At 69.5% G+C, this 24,043-nt stretch carries 26 protein-coding genes; 10 read left to right on the top strand and 16 right to left on the bottom strand.

The window, feature by feature from the left end:
* Positions 1-172 precede the first annotated feature (172 nt).
* On the top strand, positions 173-1,246 hold the full coding sequence (locus ACQEWB_RS31325) for a hypothetical protein (protein WP_432836858.1): 1,074 nt from the start codon (positions 173-175) through the stop codon (positions 1,244-1,246).
* Between the two features lie 79 nt (positions 1,247-1,325).
* Here the strand turns inward: ACQEWB_RS31325 and ACQEWB_RS31330 are convergent, their stop codons facing one another.
* The 11 genes from ACQEWB_RS31330 to ACQEWB_RS31380 form a co-directional block, all read right to left on the bottom strand.
* On the bottom strand, positions 1,326-2,012 hold the full coding sequence (locus ACQEWB_RS31330; protein ID WP_432836860.1) for a hypothetical protein: 687 nt from the start codon (positions 2,010-2,012) through the stop codon (positions 1,326-1,328).
* A gap of 97 nt (positions 2,013-2,109) precedes the next feature.
* Positions 2,110-2,550, bottom strand: a complete 441-nt coding sequence (locus tag ACQEWB_RS31335) for a hypothetical protein (RefSeq protein ID WP_432836861.1) — start codon at positions 2,548-2,550, stop codon at positions 2,110-2,112.
* Positions 2,551-2,632: 82 nt separating this feature from the next.
* Positions 2,633-4,351: a relaxase/mobilization nuclease domain-containing protein gene (locus tag ACQEWB_RS31340; RefSeq protein WP_432836863.1), complete on the bottom strand. Its 1,719-nt coding sequence runs from the start codon at positions 4,349-4,351 to the stop codon at positions 2,633-2,635.
* A complete protein-coding gene (locus tag ACQEWB_RS31345; RefSeq protein WP_432836865.1) occupies positions 4,348-4,635 on the bottom strand; it encodes a mobilization protein in 288 nt (95 codons plus the stop codon). Before ACQEWB_RS31345 ends, ACQEWB_RS31340 begins: the two co-directional genes overlap by 4 nt.
* A gap of 326 nt (positions 4,636-4,961) precedes the next feature.
* Positions 4,962-5,249: a hypothetical protein gene (locus ACQEWB_RS31350; RefSeq protein WP_393542060.1), complete on the bottom strand. Its 288-nt coding sequence runs from the start codon at positions 5,247-5,249 to the stop codon at positions 4,962-4,964.
* A 43-nt stretch (positions 5,250-5,292) separates the two neighbouring features.
* A complete protein-coding gene (locus ACQEWB_RS31355; protein ID WP_432836867.1) occupies positions 5,293-5,484 on the bottom strand; it encodes a hypothetical protein in 192 nt (63 codons plus the stop codon).
* Positions 5,481-7,214: a hypothetical protein gene (locus ACQEWB_RS31360; RefSeq protein WP_432836869.1), complete on the bottom strand. Its 1,734-nt coding sequence runs from the start codon at positions 7,212-7,214 to the stop codon at positions 5,481-5,483. The genes ACQEWB_RS31355 and ACQEWB_RS31360 overlap by 4 nt, the downstream gene beginning before the upstream one ends.
* Positions 7,211-7,834 (bottom strand): WhiB family transcriptional regulator, encoded by a 624-nt coding sequence (locus tag ACQEWB_RS31365; RefSeq protein WP_132836074.1) that lies wholly within the window; start codon positions 7,832-7,834, stop codon positions 7,211-7,213. The genes ACQEWB_RS31360 and ACQEWB_RS31365 overlap by 4 nt, the downstream gene beginning before the upstream one ends.
* A 145-nt stretch (positions 7,835-7,979) precedes the next feature.
* Entirely contained in the window at positions 7,980-8,669 is a 690-nt protein-coding gene (locus ACQEWB_RS31370) for a zinc finger domain-containing protein (protein ID WP_432836872.1), read from the bottom strand.
* Between the two features lie 5 nt (positions 8,670-8,674).
* Positions 8,675-9,580: a helix-turn-helix domain-containing protein gene (locus ACQEWB_RS31375; protein ID WP_432836874.1), complete on the bottom strand. Its 906-nt coding sequence runs from the start codon at positions 9,578-9,580 to the stop codon at positions 8,675-8,677.
* 552 nt (positions 9,581-10,132) lie between these two features.
* Positions 10,133-10,423: a hypothetical protein gene (locus ACQEWB_RS31380; protein WP_432836876.1), complete on the bottom strand. Its 291-nt coding sequence runs from the start codon at positions 10,421-10,423 to the stop codon at positions 10,133-10,135.
* A 314-nt stretch (positions 10,424-10,737) separates the two neighbouring features.
* Here ACQEWB_RS31380 and ACQEWB_RS31385 point away from each other — a divergent pair, with 314 nt between their 5' ends.
* The 4 genes from ACQEWB_RS31385 to ACQEWB_RS31400 are packed head-to-tail and all read left to right on the top strand — an operon-like array spanning position 10,738 to position 14,353.
* Positions 10,738-11,178 carry an XRE family transcriptional regulator gene (locus tag ACQEWB_RS31385; protein WP_166682874.1) on the top strand — a complete coding sequence of 147 codons (441 nt, stop codon included), beginning with the start codon at positions 10,738-10,740 and terminating at the stop codon, positions 11,176-11,178.
* A gap of 42 nt (positions 11,179-11,220) precedes the next feature.
* Positions 11,221-11,733, top strand: a complete 513-nt coding sequence (locus ACQEWB_RS31390; RefSeq protein WP_432836878.1) for a hypothetical protein — start codon at positions 11,221-11,223, stop codon at positions 11,731-11,733.
* Complete coding sequence (locus ACQEWB_RS31395; RefSeq protein ID WP_432836880.1) at positions 11,730-12,938, top strand: MAB_1171c family putative transporter; 1,209 nt, start codon at positions 11,730-11,732, stop codon at positions 12,936-12,938. Before ACQEWB_RS31390 ends, ACQEWB_RS31395 begins: the two co-directional genes overlap by 4 nt.
* Positions 12,935-14,353 (top strand): amidase family protein, encoded by a 1,419-nt coding sequence (locus ACQEWB_RS31400; RefSeq protein WP_432836882.1) that lies wholly within the window; start codon positions 12,935-12,937, stop codon positions 14,351-14,353. Before ACQEWB_RS31395 ends, ACQEWB_RS31400 begins: the two co-directional genes overlap by 4 nt.
* Here ACQEWB_RS31400 and ACQEWB_RS31405 read toward each other — a convergent pair.
* Positions 14,341-15,411, bottom strand: coding sequence for a hypothetical protein (locus tag ACQEWB_RS31405; RefSeq protein ID WP_432836884.1), 1,071 nt, complete (start codon positions 15,409-15,411; stop codon positions 14,341-14,343). The two genes, ACQEWB_RS31400 and ACQEWB_RS31405, sit on opposite strands and share 13 nt — an antisense overlap.
* Positions 15,412-15,661: 250 nt before the next feature.
* Between ACQEWB_RS31405 and ACQEWB_RS31410 the strand changes: the two genes are divergently transcribed.
* From ACQEWB_RS31410 to ACQEWB_RS31425, 4 genes are all read left to right on the top strand, one after another.
* On the top strand, positions 15,662-16,621 hold the full coding sequence (locus ACQEWB_RS31410) for a hypothetical protein (protein ID WP_432836886.1): 960 nt from the start codon (positions 15,662-15,664) through the stop codon (positions 16,619-16,621).
* A gap of 99 nt (positions 16,622-16,720) precedes the next feature.
* Positions 16,721-17,236 (top strand): hypothetical protein, encoded by a 516-nt coding sequence (locus ACQEWB_RS31415; protein ID WP_432836888.1) that lies wholly within the window; start codon positions 16,721-16,723, stop codon positions 17,234-17,236.
* Positions 17,236-17,694: a nucleoside 2-deoxyribosyltransferase domain-containing protein gene (locus ACQEWB_RS31420; RefSeq protein ID WP_432836890.1), complete on the top strand. Its 459-nt coding sequence runs from the start codon at positions 17,236-17,238 to the stop codon at positions 17,692-17,694. Before ACQEWB_RS31415 ends, ACQEWB_RS31420 begins: the two co-directional genes overlap by 1 nt.
* Complete coding sequence (locus ACQEWB_RS31425) at positions 17,691-18,116, top strand: hypothetical protein (RefSeq protein ID WP_432836892.1); 426 nt, start codon at positions 17,691-17,693, stop codon at positions 18,114-18,116. The genes ACQEWB_RS31420 and ACQEWB_RS31425 overlap by 4 nt, the downstream gene beginning before the upstream one ends.
* A 440-nt stretch (positions 18,117-18,556) precedes the next feature.
* Here ACQEWB_RS31425 and ACQEWB_RS31430 read toward each other — a convergent pair whose 3' ends face one another.
* The 4 genes from ACQEWB_RS31430 to ACQEWB_RS31445 all read right to left on the bottom strand — a co-directional run bounded on the left by ACQEWB_RS31430 (position 18,557) and on the right by ACQEWB_RS31445 (position 22,470).
* Positions 18,557-19,072: a hypothetical protein gene (locus ACQEWB_RS31430; protein WP_432836894.1), complete on the bottom strand. Its 516-nt coding sequence runs from the start codon at positions 19,070-19,072 to the stop codon at positions 18,557-18,559.
* A gap of 223 nt (positions 19,073-19,295) precedes the next feature.
* A complete protein-coding gene (locus ACQEWB_RS31435; RefSeq protein WP_432836896.1) occupies positions 19,296-19,910 on the bottom strand; it encodes a hypothetical protein in 615 nt (204 codons plus the stop codon).
* A gap of 418 nt (positions 19,911-20,328) precedes the next feature.
* On the bottom strand, positions 20,329-20,829 hold the full coding sequence (locus ACQEWB_RS31440; protein ID WP_432836898.1) for a hypothetical protein: 501 nt from the start codon (positions 20,827-20,829) through the stop codon (positions 20,329-20,331).
* Between the two features lie 306 nt (positions 20,830-21,135).
* Positions 21,136-22,470, bottom strand: coding sequence for a tetratricopeptide repeat protein (locus ACQEWB_RS31445; protein WP_432836900.1), 1,335 nt, complete (start codon positions 22,468-22,470; stop codon positions 21,136-21,138).
* A gap of 389 nt (positions 22,471-22,859) precedes the next feature.
* On the opposite strand from ACQEWB_RS31445, the gene ACQEWB_RS31450 reads away from it, so the two are divergent.
* On the top strand, positions 22,860-24,026 hold the full coding sequence (locus tag ACQEWB_RS31450) for a cytochrome P450 (RefSeq protein ID WP_432836902.1): 1,167 nt from the start codon (positions 22,860-22,862) through the stop codon (positions 24,024-24,026).
* Positions 24,027-24,043: the final 17 nt, after the last annotated feature.

The following is a 24,043-nucleotide window of genomic DNA, read 5'->3' on the forward strand; positions in this document are numbered from 1 at the left end:
TGCGAGTAGCCGCTGACCGAGGCGGGTGATCGACGGAGGGTGCCCCTTCTCCCAGGCCCGGTGGTTCCGTGCTCTTTACTGGAGCGGAACCACCGGGCCTTTGCCGTACCGGCATCCGAGCACGGGACGGCACCCTGGAACCAAGATCAAGGCCGTACGTAGGATCGCCTGCGTGGCTGTCAAAGTGATCGGCAAAGGACCCTTGCGCGGCTACCTCCTGGAGGAGGTGCTGGCCTGGCTGTTGCGTTCCAGTGGGTTCGAGGTCCTCACGGCCGCCGACGACCAGGACAAAGAGCCGTGGAAGGTCCTGAAGGAGGACAAGAACGGTCTGCTGGTTCGCGGACGCGGTGCCTGGCACCAGGTCGACGCGCTCGGACAGTTCCGGTACGTCCCGCCGTTCTCCCTGCCGGTCCGCTTGTTCGTCGAGGCAAAGTACCTGACCACAGCCCCTGTCGGTTTGCCCACCGTCCGCAATGGCCACGGTGTGATCCACGACGTAAACGAGGGCGAGACCACCACACTCTCTGCTCCGGGAACGGGCCGGCCTCGGACGCGATACCGCTACAGCTACGCGATCTTCTCCACGTCCGGCTTCAGCCCGGAGGCGCAGGATTACGCGCTGGCTCACCAGATATCCCTGATCGATCTCTCCGCACCGGACTTCGACGTGCTGCGGAATCTCGTCAAGCACACGGCCGACACGATCCACGCCGTGCTTGAAGCGACTCCGGCGGCCGAGCGGCCGAAGGTGCGCGAGATACGGACGTACCTTCGTGGCCCGCTGCTGGAAATGGACCCGGGGGACGTGGAACTGCCCGATGCGATTCGCGGCCCACTCGACGGCCTTGCTCAGGCCCTGTACAGCCGGTCACAGTTGGGCCTTGTTCTGGCCTTTCCTGCCGCGCCGTTCGTCCTGGGCCTGGCCTCGGACGACCTTTACGGCTTCGTGGAATACGCTCGCGCGCACCCCACGCATGCGGTGCGCCTGCGACGCATCAACCAGGCAGCGTCACACCCTGTTTGGGAATTGCGCTCCGCGGAACACCCCGACGCCTATGCGTTGCGGTTCGGCCTGCCCGAGCGGGTGGAGAAGTGGATCGTCGCGCAGGACGAAGGAATGCCCTCCCGCACCCGGTACGTCAAGCGCAGCATGCTGTCGACCATGACCCTGTACTGGATGCACGGGGAGCACGCGCAGACCTTCCAACTCCGCTACGAGCCAGGCGAACTCCGTCTCGACGGCTGATCGCCCGATACGACGAAGCCCCGGTGCCAGGACCTGTCGGGAGGACAGACCGGACACCGGGGCAGGGTGGAGGAGCGGGTCAGCGGGCGGTGCGTGCCTTGGTGAGCGCCTTGTCCAGGTGAGTGTCCACGAGGCCCGGCGAGCCGGAGACGACGACCAGGATGTTGCCGGTGCGGATCGCCGTCTGCTTGACGACGCTGCGCTGCCCGCCAGCGGAGAAGGTGAGCAACTGGCTCCACTGCTCGTCGCCGAGGTCCGGCGCGGTCGACTTCTCGGTGCCTATGTCGATGACGGTGCTGCCCGACGTCACCTGGTAGGCGGGGCAGGAGAGCATCGCGTCGAAGACCTTCGACATGCCCTTGGACAGCTTCGCGGCGCTGTCGCTGTATAGCTCCTCGCTGACCTCGGAGCTGGTGCTGGCAGTGTAGGCGAAGGACGCCTTCGCCTTGTGGGCGAAGTCGAGACCGGAGCCGGTGGCCGTGTCGCCGCCGAGCTTCTCAAGCGCCGGGCAGCCGATCACGGTCACGTCGTCGTTGCGGCGAGGGGTCTCGGGCTTGCGGGTGTAGCCCTCACCCAGGTCGCTCTCGTTCAGCAGCCGCTGGTTCAGCTGAGTCGACGACAGCGGCACGGACGCCGAGGGCGTGCTGCCGCCCCGTTGCGCGGGGACGGAGGAGACGGCGGACTCGGCATGGCTGGCGCAGCCGGTCAGGGCGAGGACGGTGCAGACGGCACTGAGGCCGAGGAGGGTCGTGGTGGAACGGCGCATACGGAAACCCCTTTGGTGATGCGAGACGGAAGATCTGACCGGATCGGCCCTCCGGGTGCCGACGAACGCAGGGGTGAAGGGAAGGGGTTTCGCGCTCTCAGTGGCCGAGGTGGCGCAGGCCGTCTTCGAGGGTGGGGTGGAAGTGGTCGACCGGACCGGAATTGCGGTTGTACCAGGCGGTGTCCAGCCGGGTCTCCTGCGCCTCGTGGCCGGCCTCGCAGCGCAGCCACACCGAGTCGTCGCGCATGTTGAAGACGATCCAGTTCCGGTACGCACCGCAGTGGCACGCGTGGACTTCGCCGTCGATGACGAGCGGCAGGTCCCAGCGCATCATGAAGCCCGACACGTCCTGGCGGCACGGTGCCCGGAACTCCGGCGGCAGGAAGTCGGGCACCACGGTGGTGTCGGTCGGCGCGGCCGGGGCCGGCGCAGAGACCGGGACGGGAGCCTCGGGCCACTCGGCGTGCATGGCCAGCAGCGCTTGGCCGGCACGCTGGGCTTCACGGAATTCTCGGTCCGCACGGTTACCTCGGAACACGCCGTCTCCATCTCTGTCGTCTCGCCTGCACAAGGAGAGTGCCGCAAGTCCCTGACCTGCTGCAACTCTAAGAATGTTGAATTCAGCGGGACTTGGCGGAGCGCTCCTTTCGGTTCGCCGGACGCTTCGCGGGACCGCGGGTGGCGGTGGGCGCGGAGGAGGTGTGCTCGGGCGAGGTGGACGCGTCGGCGGGCAGATCGGCCATGCGTCGCAGCCTCCACACGAGGACGTCGCTGATCGAGTCGGCGGTGTCCAGCTCCCGTCGCTCGGCGGCCTCGGCAAGGAGCGCGGCCGGGTCGTGCCCGGCGCGCTCTACGTCCGCGAGCGTGGCGGCCAGGGCGTACCAACCCGGCTCGGCGAGGACCTGCTCGGCCAGCTCGGGCACCGCCCGGCGAAGGTGGGCGGTCTGCTTGCGCTGTAGAGGCTGGGACAGGTTCCGACCGCGCTGGTACATGGGGCCCAGGTACATCGGTGCGGCGGCCTGGTACGCGGCGCGCAGATGCTCGGCGGCCTGGCGGGCAGCAGCAGCCTGCTGGGCGTGCTCCTTCTTCCCGTGCCAGTGGGCGGCTGCGAGCACGAAGAAGATCGCCATGTCGATCAGCATGGCGGTGGTGGCGCCGTCCTCCCCCCGGCCCTGCGCGGGCCCGCCGTGGACGAGGTCTCGGGCAGCCTGCCGCAGGGCCCGGTCGTGGCCCCGCTCGGCCCGGATGTGGGAGCGGGAGGCCCGCTCGAACGCCCAGGCGGCCTCTCGCAGTTCACGACGGGTGTGCGCGGCCGAGGTCTTGGCGAGCGCATCGAGCATCTCACCGCCCGCGGCGATCAACGCGGAGACCTGACCGTCGTCGCCCTGGTCGATGATGAGCACGGCCTGCCAGGACGCCGACGCCGCCAGGCGGCGTGCGGTCGAGGGAGTGACGCGCGCCGAACCAGCCGAACGGTCCGAGTCGGGATCGTGGCCGCCAGCGGCATCGCTGCCCCACCGTTCACGGATACGGGGCAGGGAGAGGTCGGGGGCGAGTTTCGAGCCGGGGTAGAACACGGGCTCGCCGTCCTTGTTGAGGTCGTCGGTGAGGGCGACCTTGTAGCCGAGGAGGTCGCCGGAGGGCGCGACGCGCTTTTCGACCAGGACGCCGGCGGCGGTCAGGCGGTCGAAGAACTCCCCTTCGCTCTGTACGCCGGCGACGGCGCGGCGCACGGTCTCGCGCAGCTCCTCACGGGCGGTCCGCTCCCGGCCCTGACGTTCGGCCTTGTGGCGCTCGGCGCTGGTGGGCCTCTTCGCAGCGGTGCCGTCCCCAGGATTGACTCGCTGCAAGCCGTATTCGACCTCAAGGAGACGGGCCTCGGCCTGGGCGCGTTTGCCGGAGCGGTGGTGGTTGGGACGGCGGCCGTCCTCGCGTACGAGGGTCGCGATGATGTGGATGTGGTCATCGGCATGGCGGACGGCCGCCCAGCGGCAGCCCGCACCGTCGCCCGGATCGATGCCGGTCGCGGCCACCATGCGGCGCGCAATGTCTCCCCACTCCTCGTCGGACAGGATGCGGTCCTCGGCGGCGTTTCGTACGGACAGATGCCACACGTGCTTCTCGGGGCGCTGGTCGGGGTCGAGGAGCTGCAAGGGCTGGTCGAGGAGTTGCTGGAGGTCCCGCTTCGTCGCGCCCGGGTCACGGCCGGGGTCGGGGGCCATGCCGTCGAACGAGGCGACGAGGTGGGGGTCGATGTGCTCCTCGCGAGTGCCCTTGCCGTAGAGGTAGTTGAGTAGAAAGAGGGTCTCGCTGCCTTGCTTGTGTACCTGGGGGATCAAGCGGCTTCGCCCACTTGCCGGTTGGCGACCCGATCAGCGGCAACCTGCACCGACTTGGCCGCGCGCTGAATGTCAGTGATGACCGCCGCCAGGTGCGGAACCTCGCCACCAGTGTTGAGGGCCTTGGCGACCTGATTGAGATTGCTGCCGGCCCAGCCGAGCTGCCGACGCGCGGCGAACAGCTCAGTGAGCACATCGCGTTCGGTGGCAATGGCCACGGCGGTACGCGACTGATCGCGGGACATGGCCAGGCCGGAGTACGCGAGGAAGCCCGCCGTGCTCATGCCGACGGCGTCTGCACCCCCTTGGATGAGAGCGTGCTCGGTTTCGTTGAGGCGGACGCTGTGGGCGCGGCGCTGCTTCTTATCGCGCGGGCGCGACTTCCCCTTGGACCGCCCCGAACGGGTGGGCCTTGGCTGCGATCCGCCCTCGGTCGCAGCCTTCCCGTCCGGCGCCCCCTGGCGCTGGTCGGGCCCCGCCACCCCTGGGGCGGGGACTGGTTCGGACACTCCCCCCGCGGGGGAGTGTCCGAACCTCCATCTTGCTTGCGCTGAGGTCGAGTTGGCTTCCGGCTCATCGGGCGTGGGAGCCGGGTTTGTTGTCGGGTTCGTCACCGGGCGTGGTTCCTCGTGGTGCGGATGCGGTGCTGGATCTCGGCGGCCAGGTCGACCATGGCGGTCGCGCCGGCAAGGACGCGGACGGGCGCGTCGGGGTGGTGCTGGACGAGCCACTGGCCGGTGGGGGCCAGTACGGCGGTGTGCAGCAGCTGGTGGCGCACGAGCACGTCCGCCCAGGCGCCGGCCTCGGCGGTCGACGGGATGTGCGTACGCGGGTGGCGGGTAGGAATGGCGATCCCTTCGTGGCAGGAGCGGTGGCCCGACCGGAGCCGGGCCACCATGGATGATGTGGATTCAGGGGCGTGACCTGCTGCTTTGCAGGTTTCAGCCGCACTCGCGACAGCGGTCGAGGTGCGTGTTGAGGGCCCGCGCCATGTTGCGCTTCACCGAGACGGCGTTCTTCGCGCTGGTCTTCGCCGGCGCGGATCCCTGGTGGCGCTCGGCGTGGCCGCGCAGGAAGCTGACGTCCCGCTCGAAATCGGCCTTGATGGTGGTGAACCTGCGGCAGGTTTTCATCGGGTCGTACTCCTTGCCTCGGCGCGCAGCCGCTCCAGGACGGGCGTCAGGCTCTCGTTCCGGCCGCCCGGCAGCCCCAGGTCGCGATAGATCTCGCGTAGTTGGGGACGGGTGATGGAGGCGTTGCCGTCCCGCTCCAGCTTTTCGGGGACGTGAGGACGGACGATCTTGACCCGCTCCTCGACGCTCATCTGGTTCCGCCGAGGGCGCTTGGACTTCCCGCCACCCGGCCGACTCCGCTGTGCCTTCGTGTTCCGGCGTCCGGGGACGGTGTGGGGACGGCCCCCTTCGGCTTCCGTCCCCGTTTCGGTGTCGGGGTGTTCGCGGTCCCCGTTGGTGTTGGGGACGGTGTGGGGACGGTCCCCTTCGGTCCCCGTCCCCGTTTCGGTGTCCGGGTGCTCCCGGCCCTCGTCGCCATTGGGGACGGCTGCCGGGGACGGTCCTGTACCGCCCCGAGCAGCACCTTCGTGGGCGTCCGCGGCACTACCGTCCCCGTCGGCATCAGCCGCTTCGGCCCTGGCGGGCACGTCGTCTCGGTCCCCGATCGGCGCCGCTGTGCCCTTGCTCAGCAGGCTTGAGCCGGGCTTGTGGACGCGGTCCCCGTCGGCGTTGGGGACGGTGTGGGGACGGTCCCCTTCGGTCTCCGTCCCCGTTTCGGTGTCGGGGTGTTCGCGGTCCCCGTTGGTGTTGGGGACGGTGTGGGGACGGTCCCCCTCGCTCTCCGTCCCCGTCCCCGATTCCGCACGGTCCCCGTCCCCGGCGGTTTGGGGACCGTCGTTGGGGACCGCGCTCAGTCGCCGACCGACCTGCTTCTCGTCCGGCGGCAGGGTCACCGGGGACGGGCCGAGAGGGGACCGCTCCTCTCGGTCGGCGTCCTGGCCGTGCATGTCCTGCACCCAGGGCGACGGCAGTTCGACGGTGGCGAGGGCTACCGCGTGCCGGCGGGCGGCCAGCTGCTCCAGGAGAGCCTGACGCTGCTGAGGATCGTTGCCGACCCCGGCTCGGCTGAGGGCCGACTGGAGCCGACGGATGATCCTGGTGTCCTTCTCGCGATCCGCTGCCGACATCGACGCCAGTTGGGAGGCCAAGGCCACTGCCCGCTGAGTCGCGCGGTCCTTGGTGATCTGTGCGGCGTCGCGGTTGCGGGTGGCGATGCCCAGGCGGGACAGGAGCCGTTCTCGTGCTTCGCGTCCGAGCGTGGCCAGGAGCCCCTGCGAGGTGGCGTCTGGCTTGTGCAGCCGCAGCTCGATGCCCATGGCCAGGTGCCAGAGCACGGCTGCCATGACCGGGCCGACGAAGGCCCGCACAGTGCCGCCCACCGTGCCCGACTCGGCGTACGCCGGGATGACCTGCACCCCGGTGATCACCCACACCAGGGCGCCGGGCAGGCCGGGCGCTCCCTGGGTCTTCAGGTTCTGCCGGGCCATCAGCGCTGTCGCGAACAGCGCCGACTCGCCCGCGCTGAACATCATGGCCCGCTCGACGGTGCCGGCCATGTCGAGGTAATCGGCGGCGAACCGCCAGCTGGTGTCGCCGGAGTAGACGGTGCAGTTGAGGGCGGCGAGGGCCGAGACCCAGACCGCGGGGGTGCCGACGCGCTTGCCGTCAGCCCGGTTCCGGTTACGCCGGATCGACCAGCCGGCAAGCGCGAGGGCGAGCAGCCCGACGGCCGCGACCACGTAGACGGGCTCGATGCCGTAGGGCAGGGACATGGCGATGGCGTTTGTCATGCGGCCTTTCGGAGGGCGGCGATCAGGGAGTCGGTCTGCACCTGGCGGGGCACCTGCACCGGCGAGGTGACGTCGTCGTCCTCCGTGGTCTCGTCGGTCGGCTCGGTCTCGTCGGCCTGGTCCCAGTAGCGGTCGCGGTCGGCGACAGCGTGGGCGGCGTTGCGCATCAGGTCGCGCGCCCAGTCGAGGTCGAGGCGCAGCGTGTGCGCGAGGCGCTCGGGGCTCCAGCCGCGGACGTAGGCGTGGCGGGTGACGGCCTCGCGCTCGGCGTCGCTGAGGTGGATGTCGCGCCCCTCGAAGGCGGCCTTCACCCGGCTGTAGTCCAGACGCTTGTTGACCTTGGCGTGCCAGGGGCGGCGCTCGTCCTCGGTGAGCCCGCCCCACATGCCGTGGCGGATCTCGTTGTCGAGGGCGTAGTCGAAGCAAGCCTTCTTCACCGGGCACCGGCCGCAGATCGACTTGGCCTCGTCGATCGCCGCGCGGTCGCGGGCGGCGTGGAAGAACAGCTCGTCGATGTCCTTGGCCGGCATGTTGTGGCACAGACCGCGGGCCTGCCAGCTGTGGTCAGCGATGCCCCGGATGGTCGGGGGCGGGGTGTCGTTGGTGGTGATGTGGCGCAAGGCAGTCTCCGGAAGTCGCCTCGGTCGGCAGGGGCCGTTCGGCACCGGTGGTGCTGGGGTGCGGTAGGGCGCTGCGAGGCGGGCTCGGGGTACGGCGGTGAGCCGTACGCAAGGCGGAACGTTTCTGTGGAGAAGCGGGCTGCGGTCAGGCGGCGGGCGCCTGGGCCTGCGCCGCCAGGGCGCGGTCGATGCGGCCGGGGTGTGCGGTGGCGCGCGGTGCGTTGCCCCGGGCGGCACCGTCGAGGGTGATACGCCGGCGGCGGCAGGGCTCGCCCTTGTCGGCGTGACACCACTCGCACGGCACGGCGAGGACGTCGGGTCCCCCGGCGGCGATGGCGGCTTCGCGGGCGGCGCGGGCCGGGCGGTAGGGGGCCAGCTCGGCGCGGACAGCGGCCGGGATGTAGGAGCCGACGGCGGCCAGCTGGTCCCTCAGGCCCGGCCGGTGGCGCCCGGCGGTGATCCCGCGGTGCGCCGAAGGCGCGGTGTGCCCGGCGGCCACGGCGTCGCGCGCTGCCAGCAGCTCCGCCCGCCAGGCTTGCGGGTTGTCCGGGTCGGCCATCGGAGTCGGGTCGGTGTGCCGGGCCAGACGCTCTCGGCGGTGCGCGTGCCACTCACGGGCGACGTCGGCAGGTAGGACGGGGTAGGGCGAACTCACGATGCGCTTGCGGACGATCTCGCGCACGTCCCAGCCCTGACCGGTGGCCATCGGGACGTCGCCGAGCAGCTCGTGCCACATGGCGAGCTGGTCGCGGGCCTCGCCCGCGTCGGTGCGGATGGTGCGCGGGTCCAGGCGGCCGACGTAGGTGAGCACGGCAGCAACTTCGCGGCGGTCCAAGGTAGTTACTCCGTTCCAGTCGGTTCGTCGAGCGCGGCTTTCAGGGCGGCCATGTGCAGGTCGGCTTTGGTCATGCCGGCCTGCGGTGCGGGGCTGCCGCCGGGCAGGGCGTAGAGGTTCGGGCGCTGGGGTGTGGGGCTGTGCTCGCGGGCGATCCAGGACCGCCAGTCGGCAGCCCAGGCTGCGGCGGAGCGAGGGCTCCGGTCGGCGCGGTGGTGGCGCCACTTCGCGTCGGCCACCTGGAGTCCGTGCTCGCCGAGGCGGTCGAGATGTCCCTGCTGCTGGGCCCAGGACAGGCTCGCGTCGTCGACCTGCCAGTCGGCGGCGGATGTGAGGCCAGCAGCACCACTGCTGCTGTACCTACGGTTCACCTTCGGTTCACTACGGTTCTGGGGGTCAGATTCAGACCCGGAGGGGGGTCGGGTTCCGACCCGGGGAGGGGTCAGGTTCTGACGAGGGGGTGCAGATTCCGACCCGGTCAGATCCTGACGAGGGGGGTCGGATTCCGACCCGGTCCGGGGCCAGATCCCGTGCCTGCGCAGCCGCTCGACGTCCAGCGCGGGGACCGGGTCGTCCTCCGCCGGGGGCTCGACGTACGCCTCGGGATCGTCCTCGCGGGCCGCAGCGACCTTGGCCAGCCACCCGGCGGTGCGCGGCAGCCGGTAGACCGTGCTGTGCTGCGGGCCGTCGAGGCCGTCCAGCACCTCCAGCTCGCCGGCCTCGGCCAGCGCCGTGATGGCGCCGCGCACGGCGTTGCGGCTGGCGTTCGTCCGCTTCATCAGCGAGGTGAGGGACGCCCAGGCGACGCACTGTTCGTCGGGGATCCGGTCGGCGATCGACAGCAGGACCAGGCGCGCGTTTCCGCGGCTGGCACTGTGCTCCCACGCCCATTCACGGGCCTCCCGGCTCATCGAGCCACCCCCCAGGAGGGGCGGGTGCCGGGGGTGGGCTCCAGCGCGAGGGCACCGGGCGACCGGTGCGTGATCTTGGAACCGGGCGGTGAAGCGGGGACGGCTGCCGCGCGAGCCGGGGAAACCGGCCCTTTGCGCAGGGCAGGCGGCATGTGGGACTCTCCTCCGTAGTGAAACCCGCGCCGGTGTGCCCCGTGGAAAGGGCCGGTGCGGTGAAGGTGGGTAGATCTCCGCCCTTGCCGGGGCGGAAGTACCTGTTGGCGTTCGGCGTCCGGGAGTTTGCCGCTCCCTGGGCGCCGTCGCTGTATCCGGGGCTAGGTCACCCCGCTGGATCACGTGTTCCGCATGTGCCTCCTGGCGTCATCTGTCGCCGGGCAGGGAGCCCGGCGAGGGACGATGAACATATGCAGGACCTGCGGCAAGATCCAGACCTTGCTAAAGGACTCTCTACAAGTCGTAGCGGAGAGCGGCGGCACCTGCGCCTGCGGATGGAGGCGGCGGGCCGTGACTCAGGCAGCACGCCGATCGTCTCGACGAACCGGGAGATGACTCTCACCGCGTCCCCTCGTATCTCGTGTCACAACGCGGCGCGGTGGCGGACCGTACGAGTTCGGCGGCGCCGACCGCGACGGCACGCTCGGCGGCACCCGCCATACCGAGGCAGTCGGCGGCGAGCCGCCAGCTGGTGTCGGGGAGGCACGCGATGACGGTGAGGGACGCGCCGCACACCGCCAGCGAGGACAGCGGCGCTGTTCCTGCGGCGGCACGGTGGCGCGGAGTCGGCCGTCCGTCCGTGAGGATGGCGAGTGGTGGCCTTGCACCGCAGTGCCCGAATGACCGCACGGAATTGGCCGTGTGGGTATCGCCAAGGTGATCGAGCGTTTCCACCGCGGCCTCTGCGCCTTCCATTCGAAGATCAAATTCGCTTTGTAATTACACAGGCGCAGCTAATGCGACCAGGGGGAAGTGACACGTGTCACACATGCCGCACGCACCTATCGGTAGAAACGGGCAGAGCATCCCGAAGGATGGACGCGGTGACGCCGAAAGCGTTTGCAAGGTAGAACTTTCCATACGCAAGATCGGTGCGTCAACTGGCGTTAATCGCGGAGTACAGTGGCTGAACCCCTGTTAAGTCGCACCCCCTGGAAAGGATCATGAAAGAGCCAGCAGAGGAGCCGGTGGGCCTTCCCGTGGAGAAGCTCAGTGACCGGCTCAACCGCCTGTTCGAGGCGGTGCATCCCCCTGGCCGTGGCCCGTACAGCAACTCGGAGGTGGCCGAGCTGATGGCCGAGCGAGGGCTCGAAACCGTGACGTCCACCTATCTCTGGATGCTGCGCACCGGCCGCCGAGATAATCCGACGAAGCGTCACCTCGAAGCCCTGGCAAGCTTTTTCGGTGTGCCCGCCGCCTATTGGTTTGACGATGAGGTTGCCGAAAAGACCGCGGAGGAACTGAAGTTGCTGGAATTGCTCCGCGATTCCAAGATCAAAAATGTACTTCTCCGTCTGTCCGACGTCTCGGCGGACGGAAAGGAAGCCGTCCTCGGTCTTGTGGACGGCGTGCGAAAGATGGAGGGGCTGCCGCCCTCCAACTAGCCGAATTACGGCTACAGTTCAAGAAATGATCAAGGAACGATAATGTGGTCCACGAGTAGGTGGCGCCAGGGCGATCCCCTGGCCGCGCTGGAACTCCCCAACGTCACGAACATCCGCGATCTGCGGGACGAGGTCTCTCGCCGTACGGGCCGCGAGGTGGTCCTGCAGGCGCGGGAGCAGGTGCCGTCGGTCTGTGGGGCGTGTGCGGTCCTGGAGTCGGTCATCTACGTGTTCTACGACCCGCGGACCAGTCTCCTTCACCAAGACGCGATCATCGCGCACGAGATCATGCACCTGCTGCTCGGGCACTACAAGACCCGTCCGCTGTCCGCCCTGGCGCCGTCCTTCATCACGACCGTGGATCTGGCCGCCGTACAGATAATGCTGGGGCGGACCAAGTACGACGAGGCGGAGGAGCGCGACGCCGAGCTCCTCGCCTCGCTCCTCCAGCGCCGGATCATCGACCGGTGGCTGCGCAGCGACGAATCCTCCGGCGACGAGGTCCAGGACCGCGTCGCCCGCACCCTGCTGCGCAGGCGGGAGGCCCGGCCGTGAAGGACCTGCTCCACCCGATCAGCCTCGTGGTCGCTGTCCTGGGATTCCTGTGCCTCCTGCGGGACATTCCCGCCCGTCGCCGCGACCCCGCCACCACGGCCCTGGCCTCCGTCTTCCTGCTGTCGGGCCTGTCGTTCCTGTTCTCCATCACCCCGATGTGGACCTACCTCGACCGCGTCCTGGGTACCGTCAACCTCGCCGTTCCCCTGGCCCAGGGCTGCGTGATCGCGCTGATCGCCTGCCAGCAGGTGGTCCTCACGTACTGGGGGTCGCCTCCGGACATCGCCCGTAGAAGAGCGCGGGTCTGGCTCGGTGCCGGCCTCGCAGTGATCGCGGGGCTGCTGGTCCTCTTCGCGCTTCTTACGCCGAGTGCAACCAGGCCGATCGGCTTCACGCTGTACTACGCGCACGACAACGTGTACGCCGCGTACCTCACCCTGTACGTCACCGCGTACACGATCGGCGAGGTGCTCCTCGCCCGCGGCTGTTGGCGTCTGGCCCGGCGCAGCAAGCGCACCTCCGTCCGCGTCGGTCTGAGAGTCGTCGCCCTGGGTGCCGTCGTCACCTTCGGATACAGCGGCGTGCGGACCGGCGACGTCATCGCCCCCGCCTTCGGGATCTCCCTCGCTGGCTGGGAGAACTTCGCCTGGACGTGCGGCGACGTCGGCGCCATGCTCACCCTGATCGGCTGGCTGGTGCCCACGATCACCGACCAGGCCAAGAACATCCGGTACTGGCTCAAGCAGCACCTCAGCTATCACCGGCTGCGCCCGCTGTGGCTGGTCTTCTCCAGCGAAGCCCCCGAGATCCGTCTGCCGGTCGACCATGGCGACCGCGCCCAGCGTCGCCGCTTCCGAGGGATCGGGTTCAAGCTCTACCGGCGGGCGGTCGAGATCCGTGACGGCCGCTTCGTGATCCGGCAGTACCTCGATGCAGACGTCCGGGAAAGCAGCGAAGCCCACCACAGGGCGCGCGGGCTCTCGGGTGAGGAACTGAACGCCGCTGTCACTGCCGACCAGATACTCGCTGGCCTCGCTGCCCGCCAGACGGGAGAGCGTCTCCCTCCCGGCCGGCTCACCGACTTTGCTGATACCGACCCCGAGACCAGCCAGCCGATGGACGACATCGACGCCCTCCTGGCTGTCGCCCGCCACCTTCCGCGTCAACCCGCCCGCGCCCCCCACCCTGAGCGAGCCTCCGCATGACCGACTTGACGCGCCTGCCCGCGCACGTCCAGCTGCGCGCCCTGGACCGGCGCGAGATCTCCAGTCGCGAGCTGCTTGACCTCCACCTCGACCGGATCGATGCCAGCACCCTCAATGCCGTCATCGCCTGCGACGACGACGCGGCCCGGCAAGCCGCTCACGCCGCCGACGAACGCCGAGCCCGCGGCGGGGCCGTCGGGATCCTCGACGGCCTCCCGATCACCATCAAGGACAGCTTCGAAACCGCCGGCCTTCGCACCACCAGCGGAGCCGAGGAACTGACCGACCACATTCCCGGCCAGGACGCCGATGCTGTCGCACGCCTCCGCCACCAAGGGGCGGTGATCATGGGCAAGACCAACACCCCCGCCTACTGCCAGGACCTCCACACCGACAACGCCCTCTTCGGCCCCACCCTCAACCCCCACGACCCAACCCGCACCGTCGGCGGCTCCTCCGGAGGCCCCGCCGCAGCGGTCGCCGCCCACCTCACTCCCGCCGATCTCGGCAGCGACCTCGCCGGCTCACTCCGCCTGCCGGCCCACTACTGCGGCGTATACGGCCTGCGCCCCACCCACGGACTCGTCCCGGCCCGCGGCCACATCCCCCGGCCACCGGGCTGGCTCACCAGCAGCGACATGGTCACCCCGGGCCCCCTGGCCCGCCACCCCCGCGACCTCGACCTGCTGCTTGCCGCGCTGACCACCCCGGCACCTGCCGAGAGCACGCCATGGCGCGTGGATCTGCCGACGGCCGGCCCAGGGGTCCCACATCTGCGCATCGCGATCTGGCCCGAAGACCCGCACTGCCCCGTCGACCAGGAGACCGCCCAGGCCCTCGGCTCCCTTGCGGAGGCACTGACTGCGGCCGGAGCCCAGGTCCGCCACACACCCGGCCCCGTCCGCTTCGCCGACTCCACGCGACTGTTCGAACAGCTCCTGCACGCCACTGCTACGGCCACCGCCGACGATGAAGCCGCCACCGCTGAACTCGGCGCCGTACGCCAGCTGCACGACGACGACTCCAGCCCCCGTGCGACCATCCTCCGGCACCGGACCCAAACCCACCGTTCCTGGCTGCGCGCGAACGAAGAACGCGCCCGGCTCCGATCGGACTGGCAGCAGTTCTTCACGGAACGCGACGTCCTCGTCACACCGGCCGCACCAACCCCCGCGATCCCTGCCGGCAGCCGCACCCTCACGGTCGACGGCCAGGAGCGGAGTTTCTTCGACCAGACTGGCTGGGCCAACCTCACCAGCCACATCGGCCTGCCCAGCCTGGTCGTACCGGTGACCACGACTGCCCAGGGGCTGCCCATCGGCGTCCAGATCATCGGCCGGCCATACGCGGACCGCGTGCTGCTGGCGGTGGCGGAACGGCTCGCGACGCTGCTTCGCGCGGATCAGGAGCTGTGATTCGGGTCTTCTGCGGAGTACCAGAACGGATCGATGCGTCCGGAGTCCTGGTGGTCAATGCCGAGATCGACCAGGCGGAACAGGGCTCTACGGGTCTGGAAGGTGTCGTACGAGAGCCATGTGTGCTGACGCCGGATGTGGAAGGAGGCGACGTGGAGCGCGCCGGTGCACCAGCGGTCCCACTCCTCGGCCGTGCAGTTCTCCAGCCGTGCGACATCGGTCAGTCGCAGCCGCCCGCCCCGGACTTTGGCTCCGGCCGGACGAAGGGAGCGCAACAGTTCCCGCTCGTTGACGCTCTGAGTCGGGTTCTCACCGCGGCCGAGCAGGTCCAGGACGTCCGGCAGGGGCACGTTGTCGATCGGGCGGACCCGGTTGCGCCAGGCAGCCTCATGCAGGGCCAGTCCCAATGCCACGCTGATCATGTGGGTGTCGAGGGCGGATTCGTTACGTGGGCTGAACACGGCGTCGAAGAGCCGTCCTTCATGCATCAGCGCCCGAATCAGCAGATTGCGGGACCAGGCCATCGCCATGTCGAACGGCGCCCCCGAACTCATCGTGTGCCCGATCGACCAGGAGACCTGTTCCCTGGCCTCGTCGTCAGTGTCGGCGGAGTGCTCGACGATGCTGCGGTCCTCGTCGAGCGGGAGCGGGGCGATCGGGCCCAACTGCCCCACGCGCAGAGGATCGAGATCCAGGGGGCCGCTCGGGCTGTGGTGCATCACGAAGAGCTTGCGCACGAGGCCCGCGTCGATCTGCGCAGAAGCGAAGGCGCGCCCGTTGGGGCAGATGAGGAAGCCGAGTTGATCGCGTGCGGCCAGCGTCAGCCTGGTGGTCGCCTGGCATTCGGGACAGGCGAGGGTGGCCGTGAAGGGTTTGAACACCTCCGGGTCCTGGGCTTCTACGAGGATCTCTCCGGGGACTTCAAGAGCGACCCGGCCTGCGCCGAACAGGTTCTGCTCTTTGGTGACTTGGTGTCGTACCACTTGAACCCGCACCTCCTTCGCTGTGTCGCACGCTCGTCCGATCCGCCGTGTCAGGATAAGACGGGTCCATTTCACCAGAGCTGATCTCGCCTGGGCCCTCGTTCCGTCGAACCCGGCTGGTTCGGCACTCGTACCTCGGATCGACCATGCTGCCGTCGGCCTGGACGTGTGACCAGCCATGTCGGCCAGGGCATCGGGGTGAAGCGGCGGCACAAGGCGGGTAGCGTGCTGTCAGGCAGCCTTGGACGCGGAGGGTGGGACGGTGGAGAACTTTTTCTCCCGGAAACGCACGGGGTCGGACGGCCCGTACCTGTACTTCATCGCGGTGCTCGACGACCCGGAGTACGCGGTCTTCGCCCAGGCCCACCACGGTCTGCTGACTGAGTACGGCGAACGGGTCGGGATCGTGCCGGCCCCCTGGCTGCACTGGGCCGTGCAGGGCGTTCACCATCAGCTCGACGAGGAGCAGGTGGAGCACACGGTGCGGGCCGCCAGGAAGGCGGCGCAGCACGCGGCGCCCGCAACCGTCACGATGGGCCCGGTGAGTCCGGGCCCGAGCGCCGTGACCGTCGCCATGGATCCCGAGGAACCGCTCGCCGCCATCAACGCCGTTGTCCGCGACGCAGTTTCGGCGGTGCCCGGGGTGCAGCTGCGCGAGGCAGAGGACGGGTACCGGCCGCGCTCGACGCTCGCCTACTTCCGGTCCCCGTCTGTGCGCGACGCCGAATTCAACCGCCGGCTGCGGGCGATCAGACCCGAGCGCGTTGAGATCACCATCAGCCGTCTGCTGGCTGTCCACATGCACCAGGACCTCGATCTCGGCTACTACACGTGGACCCCGATCGCCGAGATCCCGCTCGGCCCTACCGCGGCCGACGCCGCGGCTCGCGAGGTGGTGTGCGGCAAGGCCCAGACCACGGCGACTTACCGTTCCACGCCGCCCTGGGGAGACTCCGACGCGGAATATGAGATCGAGGTCGGACGCCTGGATGTACAGCCGCCGCTGTCCACGGCGCAGAGAGAGTACGAGTCGTTCGTGGACCGTGCTCTCGACGCCGACGGCACCTATTTCGAAGACGGGGAGCCTCCCCTGCCTGTGTGGCCGGACCCTGTCACGGTGGCCTGCGAGCGCCCGTCCGCCGGCGGCGTGTGCGGATCCACCCAGCTCCTCGTACGGGGCTCGTGGACTCGTCAGGCCGTGATCATCTGCGAGCACGGGCACAGCTGGACGGGCACCGTCGAGACGATGCGCGAAGTGATCGTCGCCGCCGCGCCGACGCACTGACCGGCACATCGACAACGAGCAGACACCAAGACCAGGCAGGGGCTGACGTCCGTTGCCGAGTCACCATGGTCTTCGGACCAGGATGAAGGAGGTGGACGAATGCCCGACTGGCTCGGTATGAAAGCGCGGCAGGCCATGAAGGAGGTGCGGTCCAAGGAGCAGAGGCTGGCGTGGTCTGCGCTGGTGGCCATCGCCACACGCACACCGTTCCTCCGCAAGGACTCTGCGAGCGACCCAGACTCCTCCTCCCACGTCGCGGAGGTCCTGGTCGACAGCGGCACGATCATCAGCTCCCTCGACGCACTGGGACATGGCCTCGTCGACCCGAACGCCCCGTTCGTCGCCTCGCTGATCGAGGCGGCGCGAGAGGCGAGGGTGCTCGCGGAGATGTGCCCAGCCTGGATGCGGCACTGCGATGAACGCTCTCCGGCGCCTGCGAACCTGTCCGGTGCCACCGGCCCGCAGTACATCAACGGCCCGGCCATGCTTACCTGGTCGAGAGCCGACGAGGCCAAGGCCGCCGCCGAACGCGCCGAGCAGTCGCTGCGCCGGCTGTACGCCTCCCTCGTCGAGTTCTACGGCTTCGACGTCACCACCGGGCAGGGAGCCGCTTGATGCGTTACGTCGAAGCGCCCGAGGAGTTCACCGGATCCGGCTCCTGCCTGTTCCTCGCCGGGGGGATCACTGATTGCCCCGACTGGCAGAAGACCGCCACAGCCGCACTCGACGACCTCGATATCACCATCCTCAACCCGCGCCGCAGCAATTTCCCGCTGCACGACCCGAACGCGGAAGCGGAGCAGGTCCGTTGGGAGTACCGGCATCTGCGCCGCGCCCATCTCGTCATGTTCTGGTTCCCTCAGTCACCCACCAGCCACCAGCCGATCGCCCTGTACGAACTGGGGGCGCTCGTCGGCGAGGGTGGCGCTCTGGTCGTCGGGACCGATCCCGGCTACGTACGCCGCACGAACGTGGTGACGCAGCTCGCCCTCGCCCGCCCGGAGCTTGAGGTCCACGCCGCGCTGGCGGACACGATCGAAGCGAGCCGCGCAGCCATACGGGCGTCGCGATGATCGTGGTCTGGGCCCTGCTCGGGGTCATCGTCGCCCTGTTCGTCGCGGCCGTCGTACGCGGAGCCGTACGCGCGTCCCAGGTCTCGATCCGGCAAGACTTGGTCTCGCTGGGGCAGATGCAGCAACTCGCCGGCGCGCTCGCCAAGTCGACCACCACCGCCTACGCCTTCGCGTCCCCTCTCCTCAAAGAGCGGACATCCTGGATCGGCTGGCTATGGTGGCGCACTACCCTCGGACCGGACGGGAAACCCGATCGGGACATGGGCTGGGCCCTGACGTACCGACGGGCGCGGAAAGCTGCTGGAGCGCCCCTCGACTGGCGACTGATCAGCGGCAGCGAACTCGTTGTCGTCCCCAGGGACGCGCGGCTGCCCGAATCGGCAACGGGAGAGCCGAACGGCGCTCTCCCGCAGGAGCGTTGAAGCACCGGATGCTCGGCATGCCCAGCCACGTTCCCGCCTGGGGCCGGGCCTTCACTTGCCCGGCCCAGTGCTGGGGAGGGCCGCGCCCGGCACCGGCCGTCCTCGGCGGTCCATCGTCGCTCAGGGGACGCCCCCCTTCGTGCCGGAGCGCACGAAGGGGCAAAGGGCAGTGTCCTGTGAGGGATGACGGCCACCGTATTGCCGTTCCGGGAAGCTACGGCAGGGCGAGGAACATGAGCGCGGCAACCGCGAAGACGAGGATAGCTGGGCCGAGCGCATCGTGATCAAGTGGCAGTCGCGGTACGCGGCGTCGGTCTGATCGCGCTAGGCCATCCCGGAACCGGCGTATGCCCGCATCCGCTCGCCGTGGATACGGGCGCGATGCCGGGTGGAGAGCATGAACGCGAAGCTGGTCACGGAGCACGCCAGGGACAGCACGATCACTGGGAGCCGTCCAGGGGCAGCCGGAGCCCGGTCATCATCTGTACGAACTGCTGATGTGTCTCGTGGGTCTGGATACGCAGTCCCGTTGCTGCCTTGTGCCCCTTCCGCTCCTCGTACAGGGACAGCGATCGTTTCAGCAGCTCTCGCCACTGCCTGGCCTCGATCAACTCCGCGCAGGCCGGGCACGCGTACCAGGGCGTGTCGTTGAGGCCCTTGGAGGAGAACACTTCTTCGGGTCTGAGTCCTGCCGTGATGCCGATCCGCGTGTCCACGGGGATGACCTGGTAAGACCAGACGGCCGGGGTGTCCGGCTCGCAGAAGTCGCACCGGTAGAAGATCTCGCCCCAGACCGGCTCGACCTCGTGTTCGGCTGTTGCCTCGCCCTCCGCGTGCCTGAACACCTGCCGAGCCGTGCCGCCGCCGGTCAGCACGCCGGCGTACGCCCGTTGCCCGCACCTTCCGCAAGTCAGGCGCCGATCGTCACGGGGTTGCGCCGTCGTTGTGTCATCCATGGCTGCCGACGATAGCGCCGCCGGAATCGCGCGTGACAGGCGGCCTGCCCGGATGGTCATGGCGACCACCGGTGTCTTCACACTGCCGAGCCGGAGGCTAGGGCACGACGGGTGCGGACCGCGGAACGGCCGACCGCCGGAAGGAGGTGAACGGGCGGGGTCGATGGCTTCATGCGGTGTAGCGGATCAGACGGACGCCGAGCACGGGCGTCACCGGGCGGGTTCAGCCGTCGTCACCGAACACGGTGGCCAGGGGTGCTGCTTGGCGTCGGTGCTGCTCGCCGAGGAGGACGTCGGCCATCATCACGCCGCGTTCCCAGTAGGTGCCGGACGGCTGGGCGAGGGGGTGACGGCGCCCGGCGTGGCGACTGCCGGCGAAGGTGGCGACATCGACGACTGCCTCTCTCGCGACAGAGCGGATACGGTCCCACAGTCCCCGGTCATCGGGGTGGTCCGAGCGCGCGGCGTTCAGCAGGCGGTGCACTTCCGCCTGACCGGGGCCAGCGGGAACGGGCGTGTTCTCCAGGGCCTGGTAAGGGTGGCGGCGCAGGGTGCCGGTGACTCCTTCTTCGCCTGGCGCGCCCAGCGGCACCAGGTGCAGCTCGTCGTCGGGCAGCGCGAAGTGTGTCATGCGCTCGTGCAGGGCGGTGGCGATGAGCACAACGATCAGCGGGCGTTCGTCACCGTGGAAGGTGGCGTTCTCGGCCTCGGTGAGCGGCCCGTCGTCGGTCCGGGGGCGCTCGATGTGCCTGATCACGAGCAGATCTGCCCAGGCCAGGCAGTGCTCCCAGCGGGTGCGGGGCGAGTGCGGGGAGGAGTCCGGCTCGGCGGCGTCCACTGGTCCACCATCCCTTCTGCGGGCGCCGGTTGGGTGCTCGCACGTCAACAGTTCCCCCCTTTAACGGTCTGCGGCCCGGGCGGGAGAGAAAGCGGGCTGTATAGCCGGAGCGTGCCCCGACGGGCCGGTCTGGGGCGCGGGCGGGACAGTGAGGCAGAGGGGTCCGCTCGGGACGAGGGTAGTACCGCACGAGGGGCAGGTGCGCTGCCGGGGCGAGCGGCTCTTCGTTGTCCAGGGGCTCTGGGCGTCTGGCGGCCCGCCGACCACGGCGGCGGGGCGGGTTGGCCGGCACCGGGGCCGTAGGGTTGACTGACCAACTTGCCGAATTGGCCTCGTCTGCAGATGAGTTGAGCGCGGCGCTCTCCTCTGGTCGGCCGATGGCCCGCGGCCGGCACCGGCTCCCTGACCGTGTCCGTGCTCAGCCGAGAGGACCGGGGGCGTCCGGCCCTCCAGCAGGGGTGAGGAACGAAGAAGGGTGCAGGGCGCTGCGGGCGGCGTTGAGGAACACATTCCTCGCGTCTTCCACCTCGTGAGGTGAGCGCCCATGGTCGGCGGTTGCGAGCGAGGCCAGGCGCTGCGCTGCCTCGGCGACTTCGTTGGGACCGACCAGCCTGAGGATGTCGAGCGCTGCGCCCACGGCTCGTTGGTGGGCCAAGGGCGTTGCGCTGCCCGGCGCGGCATGACGGAAGGCGGCCTCGACGCGTACGAGGAACTCGACATACGCCGAGCGTTCGATGTCTCGCTCTCGTTCATGACGAGGACCATCAGCGATCGCTGCCAGGGCCGGGGCCACGGCGGCCAGGGGCTGCTCCTCTCCCTCGGCTGCAAGCCGACTGGTTGGCCGGGCGAACCAGGAGGTCACCAGACCGCCGGCCAACGCCGACCCGACGGCGACGATCACGATCTGCCAAGGAGTCACGGGACAATTCTGCCCCGGCCGTGGGATGCGACGCACCTTATCCGCCTGATCGAGCATGCAGCCGCCGACCCCGATCGCCTGGAGTCTGAGCAAGGCAAGGGGGCACCGGTCAGGGTCGTCGTGGGCCGCTCTGCGTCATGTGCCTGGCAAATATCCAGTTGCCCCGAGTCGATGAGGCATACCCCGCCCGTGACTGCGGCACGGATCCCTGGCATCGGCATCGACCGTGGCGTACAGGGTGGAGGGTCTGCCCACGGATTCGCCCTGGCTGATGGTGAGTTCGGTGCCGCGGGCTCGGAGTCAGACTTACGAGAGGGCTGCCGCCCGTGTCCTTAGCTCTTGAGCTTCGGGCAGGTCGGGGAAGCGGCGGAGGCGTACGCGCATGTCCTGGATCGCTGCGCGGACTTTGACGGAGTGGACGCCGTCGGCGAAGTCGAGGAAGTCTGACCAGGTGGCCATGGCGCCGTCCACATTGCCTTGGCGTAGGAGTACGCCGCCGAGGTCGGCCAGGACGATGGCGCGGGTGCGGCGCCGGTCGAGGCCGTGAATATCGAGGGCAAGGTGAAGGTGTTCCTCGGCGGCGGTGAGGTCACCGAGGCGCGTGTGGATCATCCCGGTTTCGTGAGCCCAGCGGCCGGGGGAGTAGTGAGCTGCCCAGGAGTCGCCGGATCCGGTGGTGGGCTTGCCGATGGCGCTCTCTGCGAGGGCGAGGTGCTGGGTAGCAAGGGTGCGGTCGTCGTCCTGGGCTGCGGCGTTGGCGAGTGTCGCGTTGTAGTACGCCACGGCGCGCGGGTTTTGCAGTGCTCGGCCGTAGTTGACGCAGGCTTCGCTGAGCTGGACGGCCTCGGCGCGGTAGCCGAGATCGATGCACTGCACGGCGAGCCCGCGGAGGGCGGTGCCGGCGAGTTCGGGGTCGCCGGCTTCGTCCGCGAGCCGGTAGGCGTGTGCGTAGTAGCCCTGGGCGATGCCCTGGAGTTCGGCGGTGTCGCCTTCGTCCTGTGCCATCCAGCCTGCGAGGTGGGCGAGCTGGGACGTGGCGGCGAACAGGGCTCTGCCTGTGGCTTCGGTGTACTTGCCGTTCAGCCAGGGGGCGACGTCTTGGGTGAGGTAGCGCACGGCGAGGTGGCGGGCGTGGCCGCCGCCGAGTTCGGAGGCGGAGTCGCCGAGGGTCTTGACCATGACCTTGATGGCTTCGATCTCGCCCTGGCCGACCCGTACGGCGTTGGCCGGCGTTCGAGTGACGCGGCGGGTGATGCTTTCGGGGTCGGGCAGGCCGAGGGCCGCGAGAGCGTAGCCGCTGGACGCGGTGAGGAAGTTCCGGCGGTCCACGTCGAGGTCGTTCCTTCCCAACTCAATGACTGAGGCCACGGTATCGGCGTGGGGCGGTGCTGGTGCGGGGGATGGACGGATGACGGTCGCGTCGGGGTCGAGATCGAGGACGCGGGCGACGTGGGGCCACCAGTAGTCGGGCGTGCGTTCTCCGGTCATCCATTTGCGGGCGTACTGGCGGCCTATGCGGCCGGGCCCGCTGCCCTCTTCCTGGCCGACGGCTCGCGCCAGGTCCGTGGGGCCCCATCCGCGTTCCTCGCAGGCCGTGCGGATCAGGTTCGCGATGGTCTGGGCGTGCGGCCTACTCGTCATCTCGTCACCCCAACCCTGGACTACGCGGGCCTACGCAGGACTACATCTTTCCCCCTGCCGGCGTTCCGCACCCGGCGCTTGACTGAACGTCGTCCGCCTCGAACTCGGGTTCTCCAGCGCGAAGTTGGTCATGTGCGGCTCCGGCTCTCGGTAGAGCGCGGTCGTCGGGTCCCGGAGCCTTTCACCCGAGAGGACGGAATGGGCCACCTGTGTCGATGCGGGTGGCTCCAAGCCCGACCATGCCGGTGGCGAGCGGCCACCGGCCCTGCTGCGGCCGGCGCGAAGCAGCCGGACGAGAGGAGGCCAGCGATGTCGTACGACCACTGAACCCAAGAGGTACAGGGGCGGGCCCGCCACGGTGGGCCCGCCCCGCTCCGGAAGGACTCGCGATGCCATCTCTGATCGACCGTTACGACCCCCTGGACGCCGAAATCCTGCGCGACCCGTACCCGGTTCTCGCCGAACTGCGTTCATCTGAGCCGGTGTTCTGGCACGAGGGCATGGGCTCGTGGGCATTGACCCGGTACGCGGACAGCATGCGCGTACTGCGCGACCACGCGACGTTCGCCCGCGACCCCCGGCGCACCGGCGCCACGGTGCCCGAGCCGTCCTTGAGCGTGCAGACGCTCGACCCCCCGCGGCAGAGCCGGGTCCGGTCCCAGTTCATGACCGCGCTGCGGGCCCAGGACCTGACCGCGCTCGAAGACCGTGCCCGCCTCCGGGTGCGCGAACGGCTCGACCACCTGGCCGGCGCCGGCGCGTTCGATGTGATGGCCGAGATCGCGGTGCCTCTGTCCGTGGCGGTCGTGGCCGACCTGCTCGGTGTCGAGCCCCCGCCGTACGGGGAGTTCGCCGCGGTGTCGGACGCGATCATGCGGAGCATGGACGGCGGCCTCAACCCGGCGCTCGTCGAGCCGGGCCGTGTCGCCCGCCAGCAGCTGAGCGACCTGGTCGACTCCTGGTTCACGGCCTCGTCCCGTCCTGGAATGCTGACCCAGGTGCGGCAGGCGGTGCCCCCCGATGCCGACGCGTCGGCCCGGCTGTACGTGAAGAACTCGGCACGGGTGATGTTCCAAGGCGGCTACAGCACGATGGCTGCGGCAGTCGGCAACGCCGTCCACACCCTCCTCGGCTATCCAGGAGCCCTGGAGCAGATGCAGGACCGTGAGCTGCTGGCCACGGGCGTGGACGAGTTGGTGCGCTTCGATGGACCGGTGCAGGGCACCACGCGCATGGCCGTGCGCTCCTGCCGTATCGGCGGCGCCGTCATCGAGGCGGGCCAGAAGGTCGTCCCCTTGTTCGCGGCGGCCAACCGAGACCCGGCCGCCTTCTCGCGGGTGGACGAGCTGGTGCTGGACCGCTCCCCGAACCGCCACCTCGGCTACGGGTGGGGGTCGCACTCCTGCATTGGGACGACGGTCGCCCAGGCGGGACTGCGCGCCCTGGTCGCGGCCCTGAACGACCACCCCGCCCGCCTGACCGCTGCCGGCGACGGTGTGCGGCGCCGCACGGCGACCATGCGGGTCTTCGACACGCTGCCCGCCCTCCTCCTCTGACGCCGCTCGCCCGCCTT

The organism is Streptomyces sp. CA-249302 (genome assembly GCF_050936785.1).
In the GTDB taxonomy this organism is placed as follows: Bacteria; Actinomycetota; Actinomycetes; order Streptomycetales; family Streptomycetaceae; genus Streptomyces.